This window comes from Lacibacter sp., from assembly GCF_035299325.1.
GTDB lineage: Bacteria > Bacteroidota > Bacteroidia > Chitinophagales > Chitinophagaceae > Lacibacter.
Map to the genome: position 1 here is coordinate 83856 of NZ_DATGWT010000025.1, position 20308 is coordinate 104163.

General features: G+C 40.7%; 9 protein-coding genes. 7 read left to right on the forward strand and 2 right to left on the reverse strand.

From position 1 onward, the window contains the following. Positions 1-64 precede the first annotated feature (64 nt). Positions 65-4231 (reverse strand): hybrid sensor histidine kinase/response regulator transcription factor, encoded by a 4167-nt coding sequence (locus VK159_RS14440; protein WP_324230861.1) that lies wholly within the window; start codon positions 4229-4231, stop codon positions 65-67. Between the two features lie 175 nt (positions 4232-4406). On the opposite strand from VK159_RS14440, the gene VK159_RS14445 reads away from it, so the two are divergent. From VK159_RS14445 to VK159_RS14475, 7 genes are all read left to right on the forward strand, one after another. Next, positions 4407-7550 carry a SusC/RagA family TonB-linked outer membrane protein gene (locus VK159_RS14445; RefSeq protein WP_324230862.1) on the forward strand — a complete coding sequence of 1048 codons (3144 nt, stop codon included), beginning with the start codon at positions 4407-4409 and terminating at the stop codon, positions 7548-7550. Positions 7551-7599: 49 nt separating this feature from the next. Then, positions 7600-9342, forward strand: a complete 1743-nt coding sequence (locus VK159_RS14450) for a RagB/SusD family nutrient uptake outer membrane protein (RefSeq protein WP_324230863.1) — start codon at positions 7600-7602, stop codon at positions 9340-9342. Between the two features lie 212 nt (positions 9343-9554). Next, on the forward strand, positions 9555-11495 hold the full coding sequence (locus VK159_RS14455) for a heparinase II/III domain-containing protein (RefSeq protein WP_324230864.1): 1941 nt from the start codon (positions 9555-9557) through the stop codon (positions 11493-11495). Positions 11496-11501: 6 nt separating this feature from the next. Beyond that, on the forward strand, positions 11502-12770 hold the full coding sequence (locus VK159_RS14460) for a glycoside hydrolase family 88 protein (protein WP_324230865.1): 1269 nt from the start codon (positions 11502-11504) through the stop codon (positions 12768-12770). Positions 12771-12817: 47 nt separating this feature from the next. Next, positions 12818-14080: a DUF2264 domain-containing protein gene (locus VK159_RS14465; RefSeq protein ID WP_324230866.1), complete on the forward strand. Its 1263-nt coding sequence runs from the start codon at positions 12818-12820 to the stop codon at positions 14078-14080. Positions 14081-14159: 79 nt separating this feature from the next. Then, on the forward strand, positions 14160-17315 hold the full coding sequence (locus VK159_RS14470; protein WP_324230867.1) for a glycoside hydrolase family 2 TIM barrel-domain containing protein: 3156 nt from the start codon (positions 14160-14162) through the stop codon (positions 17313-17315). Between the two features lie 6 nt (positions 17316-17321). Then, a complete protein-coding gene (locus VK159_RS14475; RefSeq protein ID WP_324230868.1) occupies positions 17322-18845 on the forward strand; it encodes an alpha-L-fucosidase in 1524 nt (507 codons plus the stop codon). 25 nt (positions 18846-18870) lie between these two features. On the opposite strand, the gene VK159_RS14480 is transcribed toward VK159_RS14475, so the two are convergent. Next, on the reverse strand, positions 18871-20286 hold the full coding sequence (locus tag VK159_RS14480) for an arylsulfatase (protein WP_324230869.1): 1416 nt from the start codon (positions 20284-20286) through the stop codon (positions 18871-18873). Positions 20287-20308 lie beyond the last annotated feature (22 nt).

Genomic DNA, 20308 nt, shown 5'->3' on the forward strand with positions numbered 1-20308 from the left:
CCCCCGCACAACGGGGGACTTTTTTATTGAAAAGTTTCAACACATAGGTTGTAATAATTAAATGCTATTCATGTTTATCAATTCCTGCGTATTCACTCGGCGTTTTACCAAATTGCTTTTTAAATTCCCTGCTGAAATATTTACGATCGTTGTAGCCAACATTGTATGCAACTTCATAAACGGTCATGTCCGTTTGCTCCAGTAATTGTGCAGCTTTTTTCAAGCGCAGCGATTTTACAAATTCATTGACCGACATGTTTGATACAGCTTTGATTTTCTTGTAAAGGATAGGAGGGCTCATGCCTACTTTTCTTGCCAGTTTTTCTACGCCAAAGTCAGGATCGTCTATGTGTTCATCCACTAACTGCATTACACGGGTTAGAAATTCCTTGTCAACAGTATTTACAAATGTATCAGCAGCTGTTTCTGGTGTTGTTGTTGCTTCAGGTGCTGCAATGATCTGTTGACTGAATTTCTGCCGCAATTTTTCACGTGCAGCCAGTAGATTGCGAACATTCAGTTCAAGGATCTTTGTATTGAAAGGCTTGGTGATATAAATATCAGCACCGGTTTCCAATCCACTTACCTGGTCGTTCTCTGAACTTTTAGCAGTAAGTAAGATTACAGGTATATGGCTGGTACGCTCATCGGTTTTTAATTTGGTACAAAGTGTAAACCCATCCATCTCGGGCATCATTACATCGCTGATGATGAGATCAGGTATTAGTTCAACAGCAGTGTTCCATCCTTGCAACCCATCTTCACAGGCTATGACATTGTATTGATCAATGAATGTTTCCTTCATAAGGCTGCGTAATTCCGGATTGTCTTCTGTAATTAAAATACTGAATTGCATTTCCTTCGTTGTTTCTGCTGTCGTGATTGGCTGATGGGCTGCCTCAACAGGTACAGCTTCAATCACTGTTGTATTAATAACAGGATTAGTCTCTGAAAGATTAGTTGTTTCAAAGTGACGGTTGCCTTGGAACAATGTAACCGTGAAAACAGTTCTACTTTCCTTACCGTTCAACGATTGTTCGCTCTCAACGCTGATCGTTCCTTTATGCAGCTCCACTATATTTTTCGACAAAGCCAAGCCAATTCCATAACCGGTGTTTTGCAGGCCATGATCTGCCACCTGGAAAAAATTGGTAAATAATTTATCTAAATATTCAGGCGCAATACCACGACCGTTATCTGTGACTGTAATATTCACTTTGTTATCGTGCTGTTCAACCATTAATGAAATGCGCCCGCCTTCCTGTGTAAACTTAAATGCATTGGCAAGCAGGTTAAAGAACACTTTCTCCAGTTGCTCTTTATCAAAATATACAGGAATATCTTCTGCATCATGAATAAAGGAAAGATGAATGTGCTTTGCCGCTGATGTTTCCTGGAAGCTGCTGTAAATATCCTGAAGGAAGGGGATGAGGTTGTGCCGTTCAATGTGCAGGTTCAGATGATTGGTTTCTGCTTTGCGGAAATCCATCAGCTCACTTACCAGTTTTAATAAACGGTTGGCATTGGTTTTTACCTGGGTTAATTGCTGTTGAATAAACCCATCGTTTTGTTTTGTGTCGAGCAGTTTATCAACCGGTGCCATAATCAACGTAAGATGCGTACGGATCTCATGCGATACATTGGTAAAGAAATTCAGTTTTACCTGGTGCAATTCATCTTCCTTCTTTAATAACTCACGCAGGAAGAAGAAGCGAACTACTAAAAATAAAATGGCCACAAAAACAAGAACATAAATACAATAGGCCCACCATGTAAGCCAAAAAGGTGGAAGTATTTTTAAATCAATTGAAGCAGGCTGGCTCCACACGCCGTCATTGTTAGCAGCTTTTACCAGGAAGGTATAAGAACCTGAGGGGAGATTGGTGTATGTGGCAGATGCAGTTGTTACTTTGTTCCAGTTTTTATCAAAGCCTTCCAGTTTGTAAGCGTATTGATTTTTGTTGCTTTTAATAAAGTTCAGCAAAGCAAACTCAATGGTAAATACATTTTGTTTGTGCGTAAATACAATACGCTTCATTTGATTGATGTTGCGATCAAGCAATCCGTCTTCACCATTAATTGCAACAGTGTTATTGAACAACCGCAAACCTGTAAACACAACAGGCGCAACATAACTGTTTGTTTCAATTGCAGAAGGGAAGAAGCTGCTAATGCCATGATAGCCTCCAAAGAAAAACTCACCACGACTGTCTTTAAGATAGGAATTGTAGTTAAACTCATTACCTGCAAGTCCATCGCTTACAGTATAAGTTTGGGCCGTTTTTAAAGTCGGATTGTATTTGATCAATCCATTATCCGTACTTAACCAAAAGAAACCATTCTCATCTTCAAGCAAGCTGATGATATTATTATTCGGCAATCCATCTTTTTCTGTATAGCGTATAAATTGGCCGTTACTGCTGTTGTACATGGCAATACCCCCATAGCTTAATGCTAACCAGATGTTTCCTTTTTTATCCTGTGTGATATTATTCACATGTAAGTCGGTGTTCAATTCTTTCATGCTGTTCCCATTCACCACATATAAGCCGGGTACTCCGCCGATCCATACAGCACCTTCTGCATCTTTATAGAATGTCCTGGCCGGAATACCATTTACAAAACCAGTAATTGTGCTGAACGAAAGTGGTGTAAGTTCAATTCCTTTTTTACTAAACAACTTCAAACCCAAGTTAGACCCCACCCAAAGTCTGCCGATATCATCTTCCATCAGCGAAAAAACTTCAGAGCTGAGTGTGGTGGCATCATTTTCTTTGTACAGGTAACGTTTGAATTTACTTTGTTTTGGGTCGAGCACATTCAACCCGCCACCATGTGTGCCACACCAGACGTTTTGTTCTTTATCAATCATCACAACTTTTACCAGGTTTGAGCCAAGACTGCCCGCATCACCAAGCTTATTTTTATAAACTGTAAATTGGTTAGTAGTGCGGTTATAATAATTTAATCCTCCACCTTCTGTACCTATCCATAAATTTTGTCGGCCATCTTCTACGATACTGCTCACCACATTATTACTAAGACTTGAGCGTGTGGCATGATTTTGTAAAACCGAAAAATTTGTACTGTAAGGATAGGTTGAGTTGGCGCCGCCAAAATAAGTACCTACCCATACAGAACCATTTGCATCTTCATACAAACTGTAAATGGAATTCTGACTCAGGCTTTTTTTATTGCCGGGATCGTTTTGATATGATTGAATATTTTTTGTGACCGGGTCAATAATACTTAAACCCTCCTGGGTACCTACCCATAACAAGCCCTTGCGTGTTGATGCAATAATTCGGATATTATTATTAATAAGACCTGAAGTGCTGTTGCCTGTTTTTCCAAAACGGGTAAACGATCCGGTAGATGGATCAAATAAATTAATACCACTGTTATGTGTGCCGATCCATAATTGCTGTTTTGCATCTTCCGTTATTGTTGTTATATGAACAGCACTTAACGAGCGGGGATTGGAAGGTTCGTATGTAAAGCTTTCGAAGCGATAACCATCCTTTTGCGGAATCATACGGGTAAGTCCGTTGTTGCTGCCTACCCATAAGTGCCCGTTATGATCTTCAAACACAGCACGCACATTATTTCCTGCTATTGAATTTGTTTTCCCTGATTTATATACTTTTAGTTTTTCGGGTTGCCGGTTGGCAAAAGCATACAGTCCGTTGGAACTACCGATCCAGAGCGTCCCTTTTTTATCTTCATAAATGCAGTTAATAGTAATGAAGCCGCTGCTGAAGTTAACTCGCTCGAAAACATCTTTTTCTTCGTTATAACGGTTAAGTCCGAAATAAGTACCTGCCCAAAGCGTTTTGCGGGAATCACAGAAAAGTGAGATCACATCATTATTCGAAAGCGTATTACTGTCTTTTGCATTATGTACGTAGTTTTTAAACCGTGTGCCATCATATCGGTTAACGCCCATTCTTGTTCCAAACCATAAAAAACCCGTACTATCCTGGGTAATCGCTAAAACGGAATTACTTGAAAGACCGTTTTCAATGGTAATATGATTAAAGGACATCGTTTGTGCGTTGCCCTGTAGTGTCATTAATAACAGCAACGCAAAACAAACTTTATTGAATAAGCAGCGGAGTGAATAGGAAACCTGGCACATATCGTTTAAATCAACAGGTTTAAAAGTAAAGATATTTGGATGAAACCCCACAACAGCTTCCTTCCTTCGTTTTGATTTGTCATTGAAAACCAACGGATTGTTTTTTCGTTTATGAAATTCACCCTATTCTTTTAGGTTTGTCACCCCATCTTTTTTCTACCGCAACAAATATTGCATGTAGAAATGTGATGCTAAGAATTATTACAACCTTAAGTGTTTAAAATTCTAACAGCACATCCCTTGATTATTTACATAAAAACTTCTGCTCATGCGATTGCTTAAAAATCTTTCATTGCCTCCCGGCACTAAATTGCTATGCGGGTTAGGCGCTCTCTTATTCCTTCCATTCATCGTTTTTGCACAGTCAAAAACAATAACAGGTACAGTAAAAGATGAAAACGGGAAACCCGTTTCCGGTGCATCTGTCAGCATTAAAAAGCAAAACACCGGTACAACTACCAATGAGGCCGGCAACTTTACCATTACTGCTGCATCCGGAGATGTACTGATCATTACGGCTGTAACTTTTGAATCAAGTGAGGTTACTGTTGGAACCGAAAACAACATTAATGTTCAACTAAAAACAAGGGCTACTGAATTAACTGATGTGGTGGTGGTAGGTTACGGCACCAAGACCAAACGTGATATTGGTGGTGGTATATTAACAGTAGATCAAAAATTACTGAATAACAGGCCGGTTACAAATACTTTGGATGCCTTGCAGGGAACTACTCCCGGGCTTGTCATCACCCGTACCAATGGCCAGCCTGGTCGTGAAGGACTGACAGCTAGAATAAGAGGTATTACTTCCTTGGGGGTTAATAATTCTCCTTTAGTAATTATTGATGGAGTTGAAGGAGATCTTGCTTCATTAAACCCTAATGATATTGAAACAATATCTGTTTTGGAAGATGCAGCCTCGGCATCCATTTACGGTGCAAAAGCAGGTGGAGGTGTGATTTTGGTGACCACGAAAGCCGGCAAGATGAGTCAAAAAACCCGTTTTGAACTGACGACGATGTATACTACCCGTACTCCGTTTGCACGCCCGGAATTGTTGAGCTCACGCAGGCAGGGCGAACTGATAAACGCAGCCCGGGTATTTGCTAACCAGAATAAAGACTTTACTGATCAGCAACTGGAATGGTTTGATGATCCAACTGTTGAAGATGTATGGAATACAAATACTAAAGCATGGGACTACTATTACAATAATAACATGGTTGATATTTTAATGCGTAAACAAAGTATACAACGCAATATCAATCTTAGTGCTTCGGGTGGCGGAGATAAATCCACTTACCTGTTTTCTGTAGGATACCTGGGTCAACAGGGAGTGTTCAAATTTGGGCCTGACAGCTACAGCAGGTTCAATGCAAGGCTGAATTATAATACCAAGTTATCTAAGATATTTTCTATTGATACACGCTTGTCTTTTGTTAAGGAAAATATCCTGGCTCCATCAGTAGGTGTTACCGGTGAAGGTTTGATCTATAATATTTATTCGATCCGTGCTGCCCGTAACCCCATTTTCACACCGGGCACAAACGACAGCAAATATGCTTTCATTGGTACAATATCCACTGCTTATCCCATTTTGAAAGATGGAGGTTATGATCAGGAGGACAGGTATAACATGAATGGCGTGCTTAGCCTTAATGCTAAACAAATTGTAAAAGGACTTGATTTAAAAGTGGTGTATAGTCCGGGTATGGTTTTCTCTGCAAGAGAAGTGTTTAATAAAACAGTCGCACGTTTCTCAATTGACTCAAATAAAGTTCCAATTCCCGGCACCGCCATTAACCAGGTGAACTCGTATAATAAAACCAGGCCTTATACCATCAGTCAGAACATTTTTGCAACAGCCGATTACGATTATAAATTGGGCGACCACAGTTTCCATTTGTTAGGCGGCACAGAGTATAAAACATATACGTACGACTGGATGCAGGCTATTCAAAGGGCTTTGTTGTTGAATAATTTCGAAACTTTAAACTATACAACCCTTGCTACAGCTGATGTGACGAATGTAGCAGATAACATACAAGAAAACAGATGGCTGTCTTATTTCGGACGGTTATCATACAATTATGCGAGTAAATATTACTTTGAAGGAGTGCTTCGTCATGATGGTAGTTCACGTTTAGCTCCGGGTAATAAGTTTCAGACATTCTATGCACTCAACGCATTTTGGCGTGCATCGCAGGAAGCGTGGTTTAAACAAACATTGCCCTGGATCAATGAATTTAAATTAGCTGTTTCTTACGGAACGGCCGGTGGTGCACAAACCGCCAACCCTAATGCCAGCAACTATGATTTCCAGAGTGTGTTGGCAAGAGGTTTTTATCCATTCAATGATTCTCGTACGGCATTTTTGCGACAAGCAGAACTGGCCTCAGAAGGCAAGCAATGGGAGATCATAGAAACAACCAACTTCGGGTTTGACATCGAAGTGCTGAAAAGAAGGTTACGTGTGCACTTTGATTATTTTATAAAAGAAAATGACAACGTATTTGTTGCACAAAATCTTCCTGCATTGTTGGGAGTAACGCCAAACAGCGCCAACCTTGCCGCTATCCAGGTAAAAGGCTGGGGTGTTACGGTTAACTGGAGCGATAAATTCAGAAACGGAGGGTATTTTGTTTCAGCCAACCTCAGCGATGATGTCAATAAAGTTGTTCGCTATGATGGAGCCAATACTTACTCTGCGGGCATAAACAGTACAATTTTAGGCATGTCAACCAACTCAATATTTGGTTACAAAGCTGATGGATATTTTGATACTCCTGAAGAAGTTCAAGGGTCGCCCCGCAGAACCACAAATACAGGTGTAGGCGATATCAAATTGCTTGACATGAATAAAGACGGTTTCATTAACCAGGGTATAGGCACTGCGGCCAATCATGGCGACCTGGTTTATCTCGGTAATACAAATCCCCGTTATGTTTTTGGTGTAAGTGCCGGCGTTAACTGGAAGGGCTTTGACTTGTCCTTTCTCTTCAACGGTGTTGGCAAAAGAAATATTTTAATTGAACCTACTGCCAGTATCGGGTTATATGACGGGTGGAGAATGCCTTGGGCAATTCACCAGGATTACTGGAGGCCCGATAATTTAAATGCCAAATTCCCGGCTATACGTTTTAGTGACAGGATAAACGACCAGGTTTCATCTCATTGGGTGCAGGATGCCAGTTACATACGGTTGAAAAACCTGCAAGTGGGTTATACATTCAGCAAGGCCATGCATAACGTAAAAGGATTGGGTGACATTAAACTCTATTTTTCCGGACAGGATCTTTGGGAGTTGACTGGTATGTGGTTTAATTATTACGATCCGGAGAATACAGATAGAGTTTCATTTGGTTATCCGATCTGGAGAAGCTATGCAATGGGCTTAAACATCAGCTTTTAGCCTTTGGGGAAATGGAATCACTATTATTCATTATTACAATGTTCAAGAAATGCGTTTAAATAAAATCTCTTTTAAAATATGTATAGTTGTTGCAACGGTTGCGCTTATTACAACCGGGTGTACAAAGCAGTTGGATATTAATACAAGGACAGTCATTACAGACCCTGTTTTTTGGAAAGACTCCAGCGATTTAATTGTGGGCACAAACTATTTATATACAAGTATCCCTGATTTCGATATGCCCCTGGAAGATCGTTATAGCGACCTGGCAATCAACCTAAGCTCTGCTGGTGCTTATAATCTTAATACTGTGAGTGACGGAAGCCGTCCTGTCCCTGCCACCGATGGCCAGTGGAATAGTTTATATACTTTCATTAGAGCGGCCAATAATGTAATTGAAAAAGCCGCCGGTATTCCGGATGGACCTATGAAAAGCAATTGTATCGGACAGGCACGTTTCTTCAGGGCTCTGGCTTATTTTCGTTTGGTAAGAACTTATGGATCGGTGCCTTACATCGGCAAAACCATTAATGGTAGTTCTGACCCGGCTTTATATACTCCCCGTACAGACCGGAAAGCAGTTGTAGATTCTATTTATGCTGATCTTGATTTTGCTGCAAGTGTTTGTCCGCAGGCAGATAAACTACCGGGTAGCACCGCTTCAGCAGGTCAGCCGGGAAGAGAGTATGGACGTATTACAAGGAGTGCAGCTCTCGCTTTTAAATCACGTGTGGCATTATATGAAGGTTCATGGCACAAGTTTCATGGTGCGCCGGAATTTACAGGAACAAAAGATCCGGCAAGGCATTTTACTATAGCACGTGATGCGGCTTTGCTTGTCATGAACGAGGGAAAACACAATCTTTATACAAAAGATGGTGCACTGAGTTATCAAAACCTGTTCAGGTACCCGGGCGAAGGTTACACAAATAACAAAGAAAATATTCTCGTAAGAATTTATGGTAAGGATATTAGCAATGTTATTGCCTCGCAGTCATACATGCGTACGCACCTTACAGATGGTGGAAATTCCGCATCGAGAACATTTCATTTGCTGGCGCTTTATGCTGATGGTTTACCTGCAGGCAAATCCTCTCTTGATTCAAATGGTAAGGAAACAAGTCTGCTCACAGATTTCCGGAACAGGGATCCCCGCTTTGTATTGACATCATTCAAAGCAGGTGATCCATTTGCTTCTATCGCCGGTGGTAATCCTACCTACGGCAATACATATCACTATCATCAACAAAAATACTGGACAGGCCAGGCAGACTTTTTAGCATCACCAAATATTTTCTTGGACTTTATTGCTATACGTTACGGCGAAGTACTGTTAAACTATGCAGAAGCTGTGTATGAATTGAACAATAGTATTTCTGATGCCGATCTGAATATTTCTGTTAACCTTCTGCGTAACAGGGCTACGAATAATGATATTACAAAACTACCCTTGTTGACCAACGCATTTGTTACTGCCAATGGATTAAATATGCAAACTGAAATACGCAGAGAGCGTTCAGTTGAACTGGCTTTTGAAGGATTTCGCTACTGGGATTTGTTACGTTGGAAAACAGCTGAAACAGAGTTGCCGAAAGTAGTATTGGGACGCAAATATTTCAGCACAGGTGTAAACTATGGTGGAGCTACTGCTCCCACAACGCAGAATGGTTATGTTCTGTACCAGGCAGCAGATAAAAGAAAATTTGATCCGGCTAAAGATTATTTGTGGCCCGTACCAACTGCACAGATAGGATTAAGCAATAACACATTAACACAAAACCCTAACTGGTAATCGAAATCTTATCATATAGAATTTTTAAACAGCAGCAGTTTTCGTTTATATAACACGCACGGCACCTGTTTATTTGAACGGGTGCCTTTTAAATCATGTTGGCTTTTGTATTTACATCAACAGGTTGTGCTGATAAAAAATATACTGTACATGATACAATCAAACCTTGCTCAGTATAAACTTATAGTCTTCAATAATTAAAACGATTGTTTATGCTTCGTGTATTTATTCTTGTTGTGTTGTTCTTTCATGCGTTTACAGTAAGTGCGTACGAAACACGTAACCTGTTACAGAAGAAAGCAACAGTTGACCAGGTGAAAGCAAGTCTTGTTTCAAAAACAGCATGGATCAGGTATCCTGCTTATGTAAACAGGAATGGCTGGGATGCATTTACCGGATCATTGAAAGATGAATTAATTAAAGAAGGTGAATCCTATCTTAACTATACATGGAAAGTGGTTACAGCGTCTGATTATTTAGAGTATGATCGCAGTGGCAGTCGTGTGGCAATGGAAAACCCGTTTAATGCAAACAACACTGCATTAAGTCGCTTGGTATTTGCAGAGTTGGCAGAAGGGAAGGGACGTTTCATGAACCAAATTATTAATGGTGTGTGGCAAACCTGCGATATGTCATCATGGGTTTTGTCGGCACATTTAGGTGCACAAAAATCAAGACGTTCGTTACCCGATTATCGTGAAGAGATCATTGATCTTACTTCTGCCGATATGGGTTCGTTCTTATCATGGACATGGTATTTTTTGCATGCTGAATTTGATAAAATAAACCCTGTTATTTCATCAAGACTTCGTGCAAATATTCAGAAACGTATTCTTGATCCATACATGCAGCGTAGTGACTACTGGTGGCAGGCATTCAATTACAAACCCGGAGTGTTGGTAAACAACTGGAATCCCTGGTGTAATTCAAATGTGCTCACTTGTTTTCTTTTGTTGGAAGAGGATGAAACAAAACTTTCAGCTGCAGTGTATCGCACCATGCAAAGTGTAGATCATTTCATTAACTATGTACAGTCCGATGGCGCATGTGAAGAAGGTCCATCGTATTGGGGACATGCTGCCGGTAAACTATACGATTATCTTCAACTGCTGAGTAATGCAAGCAATGGCAAGCTCAGCATCTTTAATGAGCCCATGATCAAAAGCATGGGTGAATACATTGCCCGCAGTTATGTTGGCAATGGTTGGGTCGTGAATTTTGCTGACGCTTCTGCAAAAGGAGGTGGTGATGCCGGTGTGATCTACCGATATGGTAAAGCAGTGAGCAGTGAAGAGATGCAGGCATTTGCTGCTTATCTTGTAAATGCAAATAAGGGTAAAGTTGAGGTCAATGCAGGAAGGGATTTCTTCCGCAGTATTGAAAACCTTGCATCATACAACGAATTGCTCCGGGAAAAACCAGCTTTGCCAACAGCAAACTACACCTGGTATCCGCAAACACAATTTTGCTACATGAAAAACAAAGAAGGTTTCTTCTTTGCAGGTAAAGCAGGCTTTAACAACGAAAGTCATAATCATAATGACGTTGGTACATTTTCATTGTATGTAAATGAAGTGCCGATGTTGATTGATGCAGGGGTAGGAACATACAGCAGACAAACTTTCAGCAGCGAACGTTATACCATCTGGACAATGCAGAGTAACTATCACAATCTGCCTATGATCAATGGCAATCCGCAGCAGTTTGGTGCACAGTATAAAGCAAAAGATGTTTCGTTTGATGCAAACAAGAGTTTATTCAGTGCTGACATCAGCGATGCATATAATAAAGAAGCTTCTGTAAAAAAATGGGTGCGTAGTTATACACTATTGGCAACTCAGTTAATCATTGATGATGCATTTGAGTTAACTGAACTGAAAGCAGCAAACCAAGTCAACTTTCTTACATGGGCAAAACCTGACCTTTCAAAAGCAGGTGTTGTGTTGCTTGAAAAAGAAGGCAAGTCTGTTAAGCTGGAATATAATGCAGCACAGTTTGATGCAGCTGTTGAAACCATTCCTCAAACAGATCAGCGTTTATCAAAAGTTTGGGGCAATGAAATTTACAGATTAAGCTTAACAGCTAAAAAACAACAGTTAAAAGGGCGATACAAATTTGTGATCGCAAAAAATGAATCTATTAACAGCAAATAATATTTAATGAAACAATCAATTGTAGTTCTTGGCTTTATTTCTTTAGCTGCATTCGCATTCCGTAGCGATAAAAAGGAGACGGTTTTTGTAAAAGAAAATTTTACATATGCAGGTAAGCAGCTGAAGAATATGCTCACGGCAACGGAAAACAATAAACTTGCTTTTCCCCGTACCATTAATAAAACAGGGAAACTGGTTACAACAAATATGTACGACTGGACACCAGGGTTTTTTCCAGGCAGTTTATGGTATGCATTTGAATACAGTAAAAATGCAGATTTGAAAACGGCTGCAGTGCAATGGACAGAACGCCTCGAACCTCTCAAGACGTTTACCCAACATCATGATCTCGGGTTTATGATGTATTGCAGCTATGGCAATGCTTACAGGCTTACAGGTAATGAAGCATATAAAAATATACTTGTTCAGTCGGCACGTTCTCTCAGTACACGTTTCAATCCTGTGACAGGATGTATTAAATCATGGAACATATTCAGGTCATGGCACGGAAATAAAACATACAACTTCCCGGTGATCATTGACAATATGATGAATCTTGAATTGCTCTTCTTTGCATCAAAGGAAACAGGCGATACATCTTTCCGTCATATTGCAGTTACACATGCAGAAAATACCATGAAGAACCAGATAAGAAAAGATTATTCCTCTTATCATGTTGTGTGTTACGATACCATTACCGGTAAAGTGGCAGGAAGAGAAACCGCACAAGGCTATGCAGATAATTCAACATGGTCGAGAGGACAGGCTTGGGCTATTTATGGTTTCACTATGGTTTATCGTGAAACGAAAGATCCACGCTTCTTAAAAACAGCAGAAGGTCTGGCAGATTTTTTTATGCATCACAAAAACCTTCCCGCCGATAAAATTCCTTATTGGGATTTTAATGCAAATCAACAAGGCTATACGCCCGGTGTTCGTTCTCACGCAAATAATGTGAAACAACTTTACCGTGATGCATCAGCAGCAGCAATTGTGGCGTCTGCTTTAATGGAGTTGAGTACCTACAGCAGTTCAAAAGGGAAGCAATACCGGAATTTTGCAGTTAAAATGCTGCATTCATTGTCAAGTCCGGCTTACAGGGCGCCAATAGGAAACAATGGCAATTTTCTGTTGATGCAATCTGTAGGTAGTATTCCTCACAACACAGAAATTAATGTGCCGCTGGTGTATGCTGATTATTATTTTCTTGAAGCATTACAACGTTACGATCTGTTGATGAAAGGAAAGAAACTCTTTACAGCTCAGAAAGGCTAAGTTCTGTAATTTCAAGTCATCTTCTATTTTACGCTCAATTGATTTTCATGAAAAAAAGTTTCACGCTTTTAGCAATTTTAGTTTTATCAGTTATATCTACACATAAAGCATTCGCACAAAAGATAAAGAAAAAAGAACAGCTGCAACCTGCGATTGTAACTGGTCAGCAAGACAGGTTGTTTTGGGCAAATACATTATATAAGATCGCTTATCCCGTTGTACATAATCTTGCTGAAGGAACACTAAAGCAAAATTTACCATTGGAACAAGGGCCTAATTATTACTTACCTGTAAAGAAGGTTACTTATTTAGAAGCTGTTGGCCGTACAATGGCCGGGCTTGCGCCTTGGTTAGCATTGCCTGATGATGAAACTGAAGAAGGAAAGATGCGGAAACAGATGCGTAGTGAACTGTTGAAAGGATTAGCCAATGCTGTTGATCCAAACCACCCGGATTATCTCAACTTCAGAACAGAAGCTCAGCCGATTGTTGATGCAGCTTTTTTAGCGCACGCATTCATCCGTGCACCGAAAGCATTGTGGGAGCCGCTCGATGAAACAACAAAGAAACGTTTCATTGAAGAATTTAAATCATTACGCACAAGAAAAGGAGCTTATAACAACTGGTTATTGTTTGCAGGGCTTACAGAAGGGTTTCTACTGAAAATAGGAGAGCAGCACGATCCTGCACGTATTGATTTTTCTATTCGTAAAATGAAAGAATGGTATGCTGGTGATGGATGGTATGGCGATGGTGAAAAATTCAGCATGGATTATTACAACTCTTTTGTTATTCATCCTATGTTGGTTGATCTGTTGGGCATATTGGTTGAAAAGAAAATGGCACAGCAGCAGGAATATGATCTTGCTTTGCAACGCATGATCCGTTACGGTGAATTTCTTGAACGTGTGATTGCACCGGATGGAACTTATCCTGCATTTGGCCGTTCCATTACTTATCGCACAGCTGCGTTCCAGGCATTGGCACAAACTGCATTAATGGAAAAACTACCTGCACATGTTTCACCTGCACAGGTTCGCTGCGGATTAACTGCGGTAATGCATAAGATGTTTGATGGCAACCAGAACTTCGATGCCAATGGTTGGCTGGTTTTAGGTTTCAACGGACATCAACCAATGGTGGCTGATCAATACACTTCAACAGGTAGTTTGTATTTAACCACACTTGGTTTTTTAACATTGGGTCTTCCGGCAGAAAATAAATTCTGGACAGATCCTGCTGCTAGCTGGACAAGCAAAAAAGCATGGAATGGTGATGTGCTCAAAAAAGATTACAAAGTAGAGTATTGATCATCTGTTCTACAGCAAGAATATAAATCGCTCAATCGATTGCACAGTACCGTGCAGTAATAAGAGAGTAATTTGAACCATGAAACTTGTTTTTTCTTCCCTGATACTTTTAGTATTTACCAGCATTTCTATTGCACAGGAACTCCCCACAGAATTACAAACCGCCGATGTTGTTTCAATAAACCGGATGCCGATGCGTGCATCGGCTTTTGCATTTGAAAACCGTACATTGGCACAAGGCCGCAACAAAGAACAGTCGGCTTATTTTCTTTCGCTGAATGGTAACTGGAAGTTCAATTGGGTGCAGGATCCACGCAAACGTCCGCTTGATTTTTATAAAACAGATTTCAACGATGCAGCATGGAATAATTTTAAAGTGCCTGCCAACTGGGAAGTGAATGGTTATGGTTTACCCATTTATGTAAATCAACCGTATGAGTTTGCAGGAAGCACCAGGACAGGTGCACGTATGACACCGCCGTTTGATATTCCGGTGGATAACAATCCTGTTGGTTCGTATCGTAAAAAAATAAACATACCCGAAAGATGGAACGGCCGACAAGTGTTCATTCATCTCGGTGCAGTGAAGTCTGCATTTTTTATTTGGGTGAATGGTGTGAAGGTTGGGTACAGCGAAGACAGTAAACTCGCAGCTGAGTTTGATATTACGAAATATGTAAAGCCGGGTGAAAATCTGATTGCCTTACAGGTGTATCGTTGGAGCGATGGCAGTTATTTGGAGTGCCAGGATATGTGGCGCATCTCCGGTATTGAACGTGATGTGTATCTCTACTCTACACCAAAGCTCGATGTGCGTGATTTTAAAGTGATGAGCACGCTTACTGATAATTATACCAATGGATTGTTGAGTATAAAAGCTGAAGTAAACAACTATCATATCGATCAGCGCACCAACCACAGTAAGCCTGATACATTTGCTGTGGATATTGAACTGGTAGATGCAGCCGGTTACAGCATCCTAAAAAAATCAACTTCAGGCATACAAACGGTGCTGGGTAATTACAAAAGCACTGTTACTTTCGAAGAAAAAATCAGCAATGTAAAACAATGGTCGGCTGAATTGCCTTATCTCTACACTTTATACATTACGTTAAAAGATAGACAGGGAAACGTGGTAGAAGTGACTCCTCAGCGTGTGGGTTTCCGTTCCATCGAGATCATCAACAATAATTTTTTAGTGAACGGTAAACGTGTATTTCTGAAAGGTGTGAACCGTCATGAACATAATGCAACCCAAGGGCATACGCTTAACAAAGAAGACATGCACAAGGATATGGAGATGATGAAGAAGCTGAACGTGAATGCAGTTCGTCATTCGCATTATCCGCCCGATCCTTACTGGATGGAGCTGTGTGATGAATTTGGTTTGTATGTAGTGGATGAGGCGAACATCGAATCGCATGGCCGTTACTATGACTTGGCTTACACTTTGGGTAACGATAAACAATGGCGGATACCGCACCTTGAACGTATCTACCGTATGTATGAGCGTGACAAGAATCATGCATCGGTTGTAACATGGTCGTTGGGTAATGAGGCAGGGAATGGTGTGAATTTTTATGAAGCCTACGATTGGTTAAAGAAGAATGATATCCGTCCCGTGCAATACGAACGTGCAGAGAATGATTACAATACCGATATGATCGTTCCGCAGTATCCTGATCCGAATTGGCTGAAGCGTTATGCAGGTCGCAACCCAAGCCGTTTGCTCATCATGAGTGAGTATGCACACATCATGGGTAACAGTCTCGGTAACTTTAAGGAGTATTGGGATGCGATTGAAAACAATCCCAACCTGCAGGGCGGTTTTATCTGGGAGTGGATCGATCAGTCAATTGATACAGTGAAGAATGGCAAACGTATTATGGCTTATGGTGGCGACTTCCCATTGGAAGGACCCGTGCCGCAACATTTCACCGACAATAATTTTTGTGTGAAAGGTGTGGTAACCGCTTATCGTGGATTAACACCCATGGCTGTTGAAATTAAAAAAGTGCATCAGTTCATTAAATCAACGCTGCACAACAATGAACTGACGATTCGTAATTCTTACTTCTTCCGCAACCTGGATAATGTGCAGTTGAGTTGGGAGCTGATGGAAGATGGTAAGCAGATTGAAAAAGGAATCATTAATCAATTGTCAATTGCAGCACAGCAATCAACAACGGTAACACTGCCAATCAAATCAAAGCAAAAAGAAGCAAAAGAATATTTTATCAATGTGCATTATACATTGAAAGAAGCGGAGCCGTTTTTGGAGAAGGGATATGAAATCGCTTACGAACAGTTTGCTTTGAATCCCGGAACGGTTATACAGGATATGATCACCGGAAAAGGAAACCTGCAGGTGAAACAAACCGAAACAAGTTGTACCATTTCCGGTAAAGGCTTTACGGTGAATTTTGATTTGAAGAATGGCACTATGGGTTCGTATGTTGTAAACGGAACAACCGTTGTGGAGCAAGGCCCGCAGCCATCGTACTGGCGTGCACCAACCGATAATGATATTGGTGCTGGCTTTAACCGCAACCTTCGTATGTGGCGTAATGCATACGAGCAGGGCAAGTTAATTGTTGCTACGGTAACAAAACAAACAGATGGTTCTTATACTATTCTCTTTAAAAAAGAAGTGGTGAATGGTGATGCAATAAGTGAACAGCAGTTTACTGTTTATGCAGATGGTAAAATAAAAGTAACCAGCAGCATTGATGCAGTAAAAGGAAAATATCCGTTATTGCTGCGTGTAGGTAATGATCTGCAGTTGAAAAAGGAATTTGATCAGATAAGTTTTTATGGCCGTGGCCCATGGGAAAATTATTGGGATCGCAAATCGGCTTCGTTAATCGGTTTGTACAAGCAAACGGTGAGCAATCAATATTTCTCCTATGCACGTCCGCAGGAGAGTGGTAACAAAGCCGATGTGCGTTGGGTGAAGATGACGAACAAAGCCGGTAAAGGAGTAGAGTTTGTTTATGCAGATAGTCTGCTGAATTTTTCTGCATTACCTTATACCCTGGATGATCTGGATCCGGAGACCGAGAAAAAACAATATCATTCAGGTGAACTGCAGGTAAGAGATAAAATTTATATGCATGTTGATCTGCAGCAAACCGGTTTGCAGGGTATCGACAGTTGGGGTTCGATGCCGATGCAGCAATACCGTATTCCGTTTGCCGATCATCGTTATACTTACTGGATCGTGCCGGTTAAATAAAAACGCATGAAATTTCATCAATCAATAAAGTATCCGTTGGCTGTTGCTGCTATTGTTGCCGCACAAGTTTGTACTGCGCAAACAGGCAGTAAAAATTACGTAGTCATAAAACCAAGTGATACCGAAAAGGAGATCGTTGCGAAAGCAGCAAACGTAACACCAAGTGCAAGGCAGTTACGTTGGCAGCAACTGGAGTTGACAGCGTTCTTTCATTTTGGTGTGAATACTTATACGGATAAAGAGTGGGGAGATGGAACAGAAAGTCCGTCTATTTTTAATCCTGTATTGTTTGATGCAGAGCAGTGGATTAGAACGGTAAAAGCAGCTGGCTTTAAACAGGTGATTATTACAGCCAAACATCATGATGGTTTTTGTTTGTGGCCCAGCAAGTACACGGAACATTCGGTGAAAAACAGTCCGTGGAAAAACGGCAAAGGCGATGTGATGAAAGAAGTTGCAGCAGCCTGTAAAAAATTTGGAGTTGGCTTTGGCGTTTATCTGTCACCGTGGGATCGGAATGCACCGATGTACGGAACGGATGAGTACAACGATTTTTTTACAAACCAGTTAACAGAGTTACTTACACAATATGGCCGGGTGGATGAAGTATGGTTTGATGGAGCAAATGGAGAAGGCCCTAACGGTAAAAAACAAGTGTATGATTTTAATCGCTGGTATTCAGTGATCAGGAAGCTTCAACCAACTGCAACGATTGCTATTATGGGGCCCGATGTTCGTTGGGTTGGTACAGAAGGTGGTATGGGTCGGGAAGAAGAGTGGAGCGTAATACCTGCAGATGAAAATATGATGGAGAAGATTGCCGATGGTTCGCAGAAAGATGTAGCCTTTGCACCGAAGGGTGATAAGATGCAGAAGGACCTCGGCAGCAGGGAAAAAATAAAAGATGCAAAAGGATTGATCTGGTATCCTGCTGAAACGGATGTGTCTATCAGGCCGGGTTGGTTTTATCATGCAAAAGAAGATGATAAAGTAAAATCGCCGCAACGATTGCTTGATATTTATTTCAGTTCGGTTGGTTACAATAGTGTGTTGCTGTTGAATATTCCGCCAAACAAAGAAGGATTGTTATCTGCAAGTGATGTGAAAAGTCTGGAAGGCTTTTCCGCATTACTCAAAAAAACATTTGCGAATAACCTCGCAAAAGGCGCAACAATTAAATGCAGCAACGGCATCAATACAAATGCATTAATCGATCAATCGTACACAACTTATTTTACAACTAAAGGAAAGGATACAAGCACTACCATTACGTTTACATTATCAACTGCAAAAACATTTGATGTATTGAGTCTGCAGGAAAACATCAGCATTGGGCAGCGGGTAGAAAAGTTTGTCTTTGAATATAAAGATGGTGAGGAATGGAAACAGCTTGCAGAAGGCAGTACGATCGGTTATAAACGATTACTGAAATTTAAACCTGTTACAGCAAAAGAGGTAAGACTTCGCATCTTGTCATCTAGGTTAAATCCTACACTTTCTTCATTTGGAATTTATAAATTGGCAGAGTAATATCTATTCTGCCAATTTATAAATCTTATTTTTTCATTTCTGAAGACAGTAATGGCCAGTCTGGATGAAACACATGTTCCTGTTTCATCAGCTGCTCAATTATCTTAACTACTTCTGGAAATTTGCCAGCTACATTTTTTTGTTCTGATGGATCATTGTTGAGATTATACAATTCAATCGGCGCATTTTCATTTTTACTTACACCCAAACGAACGCCTTTCCATTTTCCCCAACGTACGGCTTGCCGCCCATCGTTTTCATGAAACTCCCAATAGAAATGTTCATGTAGTTTTTGTCTGCCTTTATTATAAATAAGCAATGGAACAATTGAAATGCCGTCGATCTTTTCTTCTACAGGAACCTTTGCCAGTTCTAAAAAAGTGGGATACATATCCCATAACGCAGCAGGTTGTGTAACCACTGCCGGTTTTATTTTAGTTGGCCAGTACGCAATGAATGGTACACGCATACCGCCCTCATACAGATCACGTTTGATACCACGATAAATACCGTTGCTGTTGAAGAATTCAGGATCACCACCATTTTCTTTATGTGGACCGTTATCGCTGCTGAAAATGATGAGTGTATTTTCAGCCAATCCTTTTTCTTTGATGGCTTTTACAATTTCACCAACATACTGATCCAGGCGGCCAACCATTGCTGCAAATTGTGCATGCGGATATGGTTCAGGCTTCATATTATGCGCTCTTGTTCTTAATGCATTACCAGTCAACGGTTGTTCATTGAACTTTTGTTTGTAGTAATTATACAAACTGTCATGTGGGCCAATCACATCTCCATGAGGCAATGTGTAAGAGAGATACATGAAGAAAGGTTTGTTGCCTTGCTCTTTGATGTATTGCACCGCCTGCTGATGTATTAGTGCAGCAGAATAAATTGAATCGTATGTTTTGTTAATGGAGAGATCAACTTTGTTGTGATTGTTCCAGAGATAGGGTGGATAAAAATCATGCGCCAGGGCCTGATCGTTATAGCCATAGAACAAATCAAATCCTTTCTTATTCGGATCACCACTGTTCTGGTTGAATCCCATTCCCCATTTACCAAATGTTGCTGTTGCGTATCCATTTTGCTGTAAATAGTTAGCAAAGGTTTTGGTTGATTCAGGCAAAGGTGTTTGACCTTCGGGTGCAAATTGCTTATTGCCACGGATAGGAGTGTGGCCTGTGTGCAATCCTGTCATTAACGAGGCACGTGATGGAGCGCAAACGGATGTGCCTGAATAAAACGAAGTAAACTTTTTTCCTTTCGCTGCAAGCACATCAAGATTGGGCGTTTCAATTTTCTGCTGGCCATAACAGCCGATCTCGCCATAACCCAGGTCATCTGCAAAAATGAAAATGATATTTGGTTGTTGTGCAAATGTTGAGAAGCTGTTTAACAGGTAAATGGAGAGGAGAATCGAGAAAATAGTTTTCATTTTAGTTGTCTGACGTTTAGGA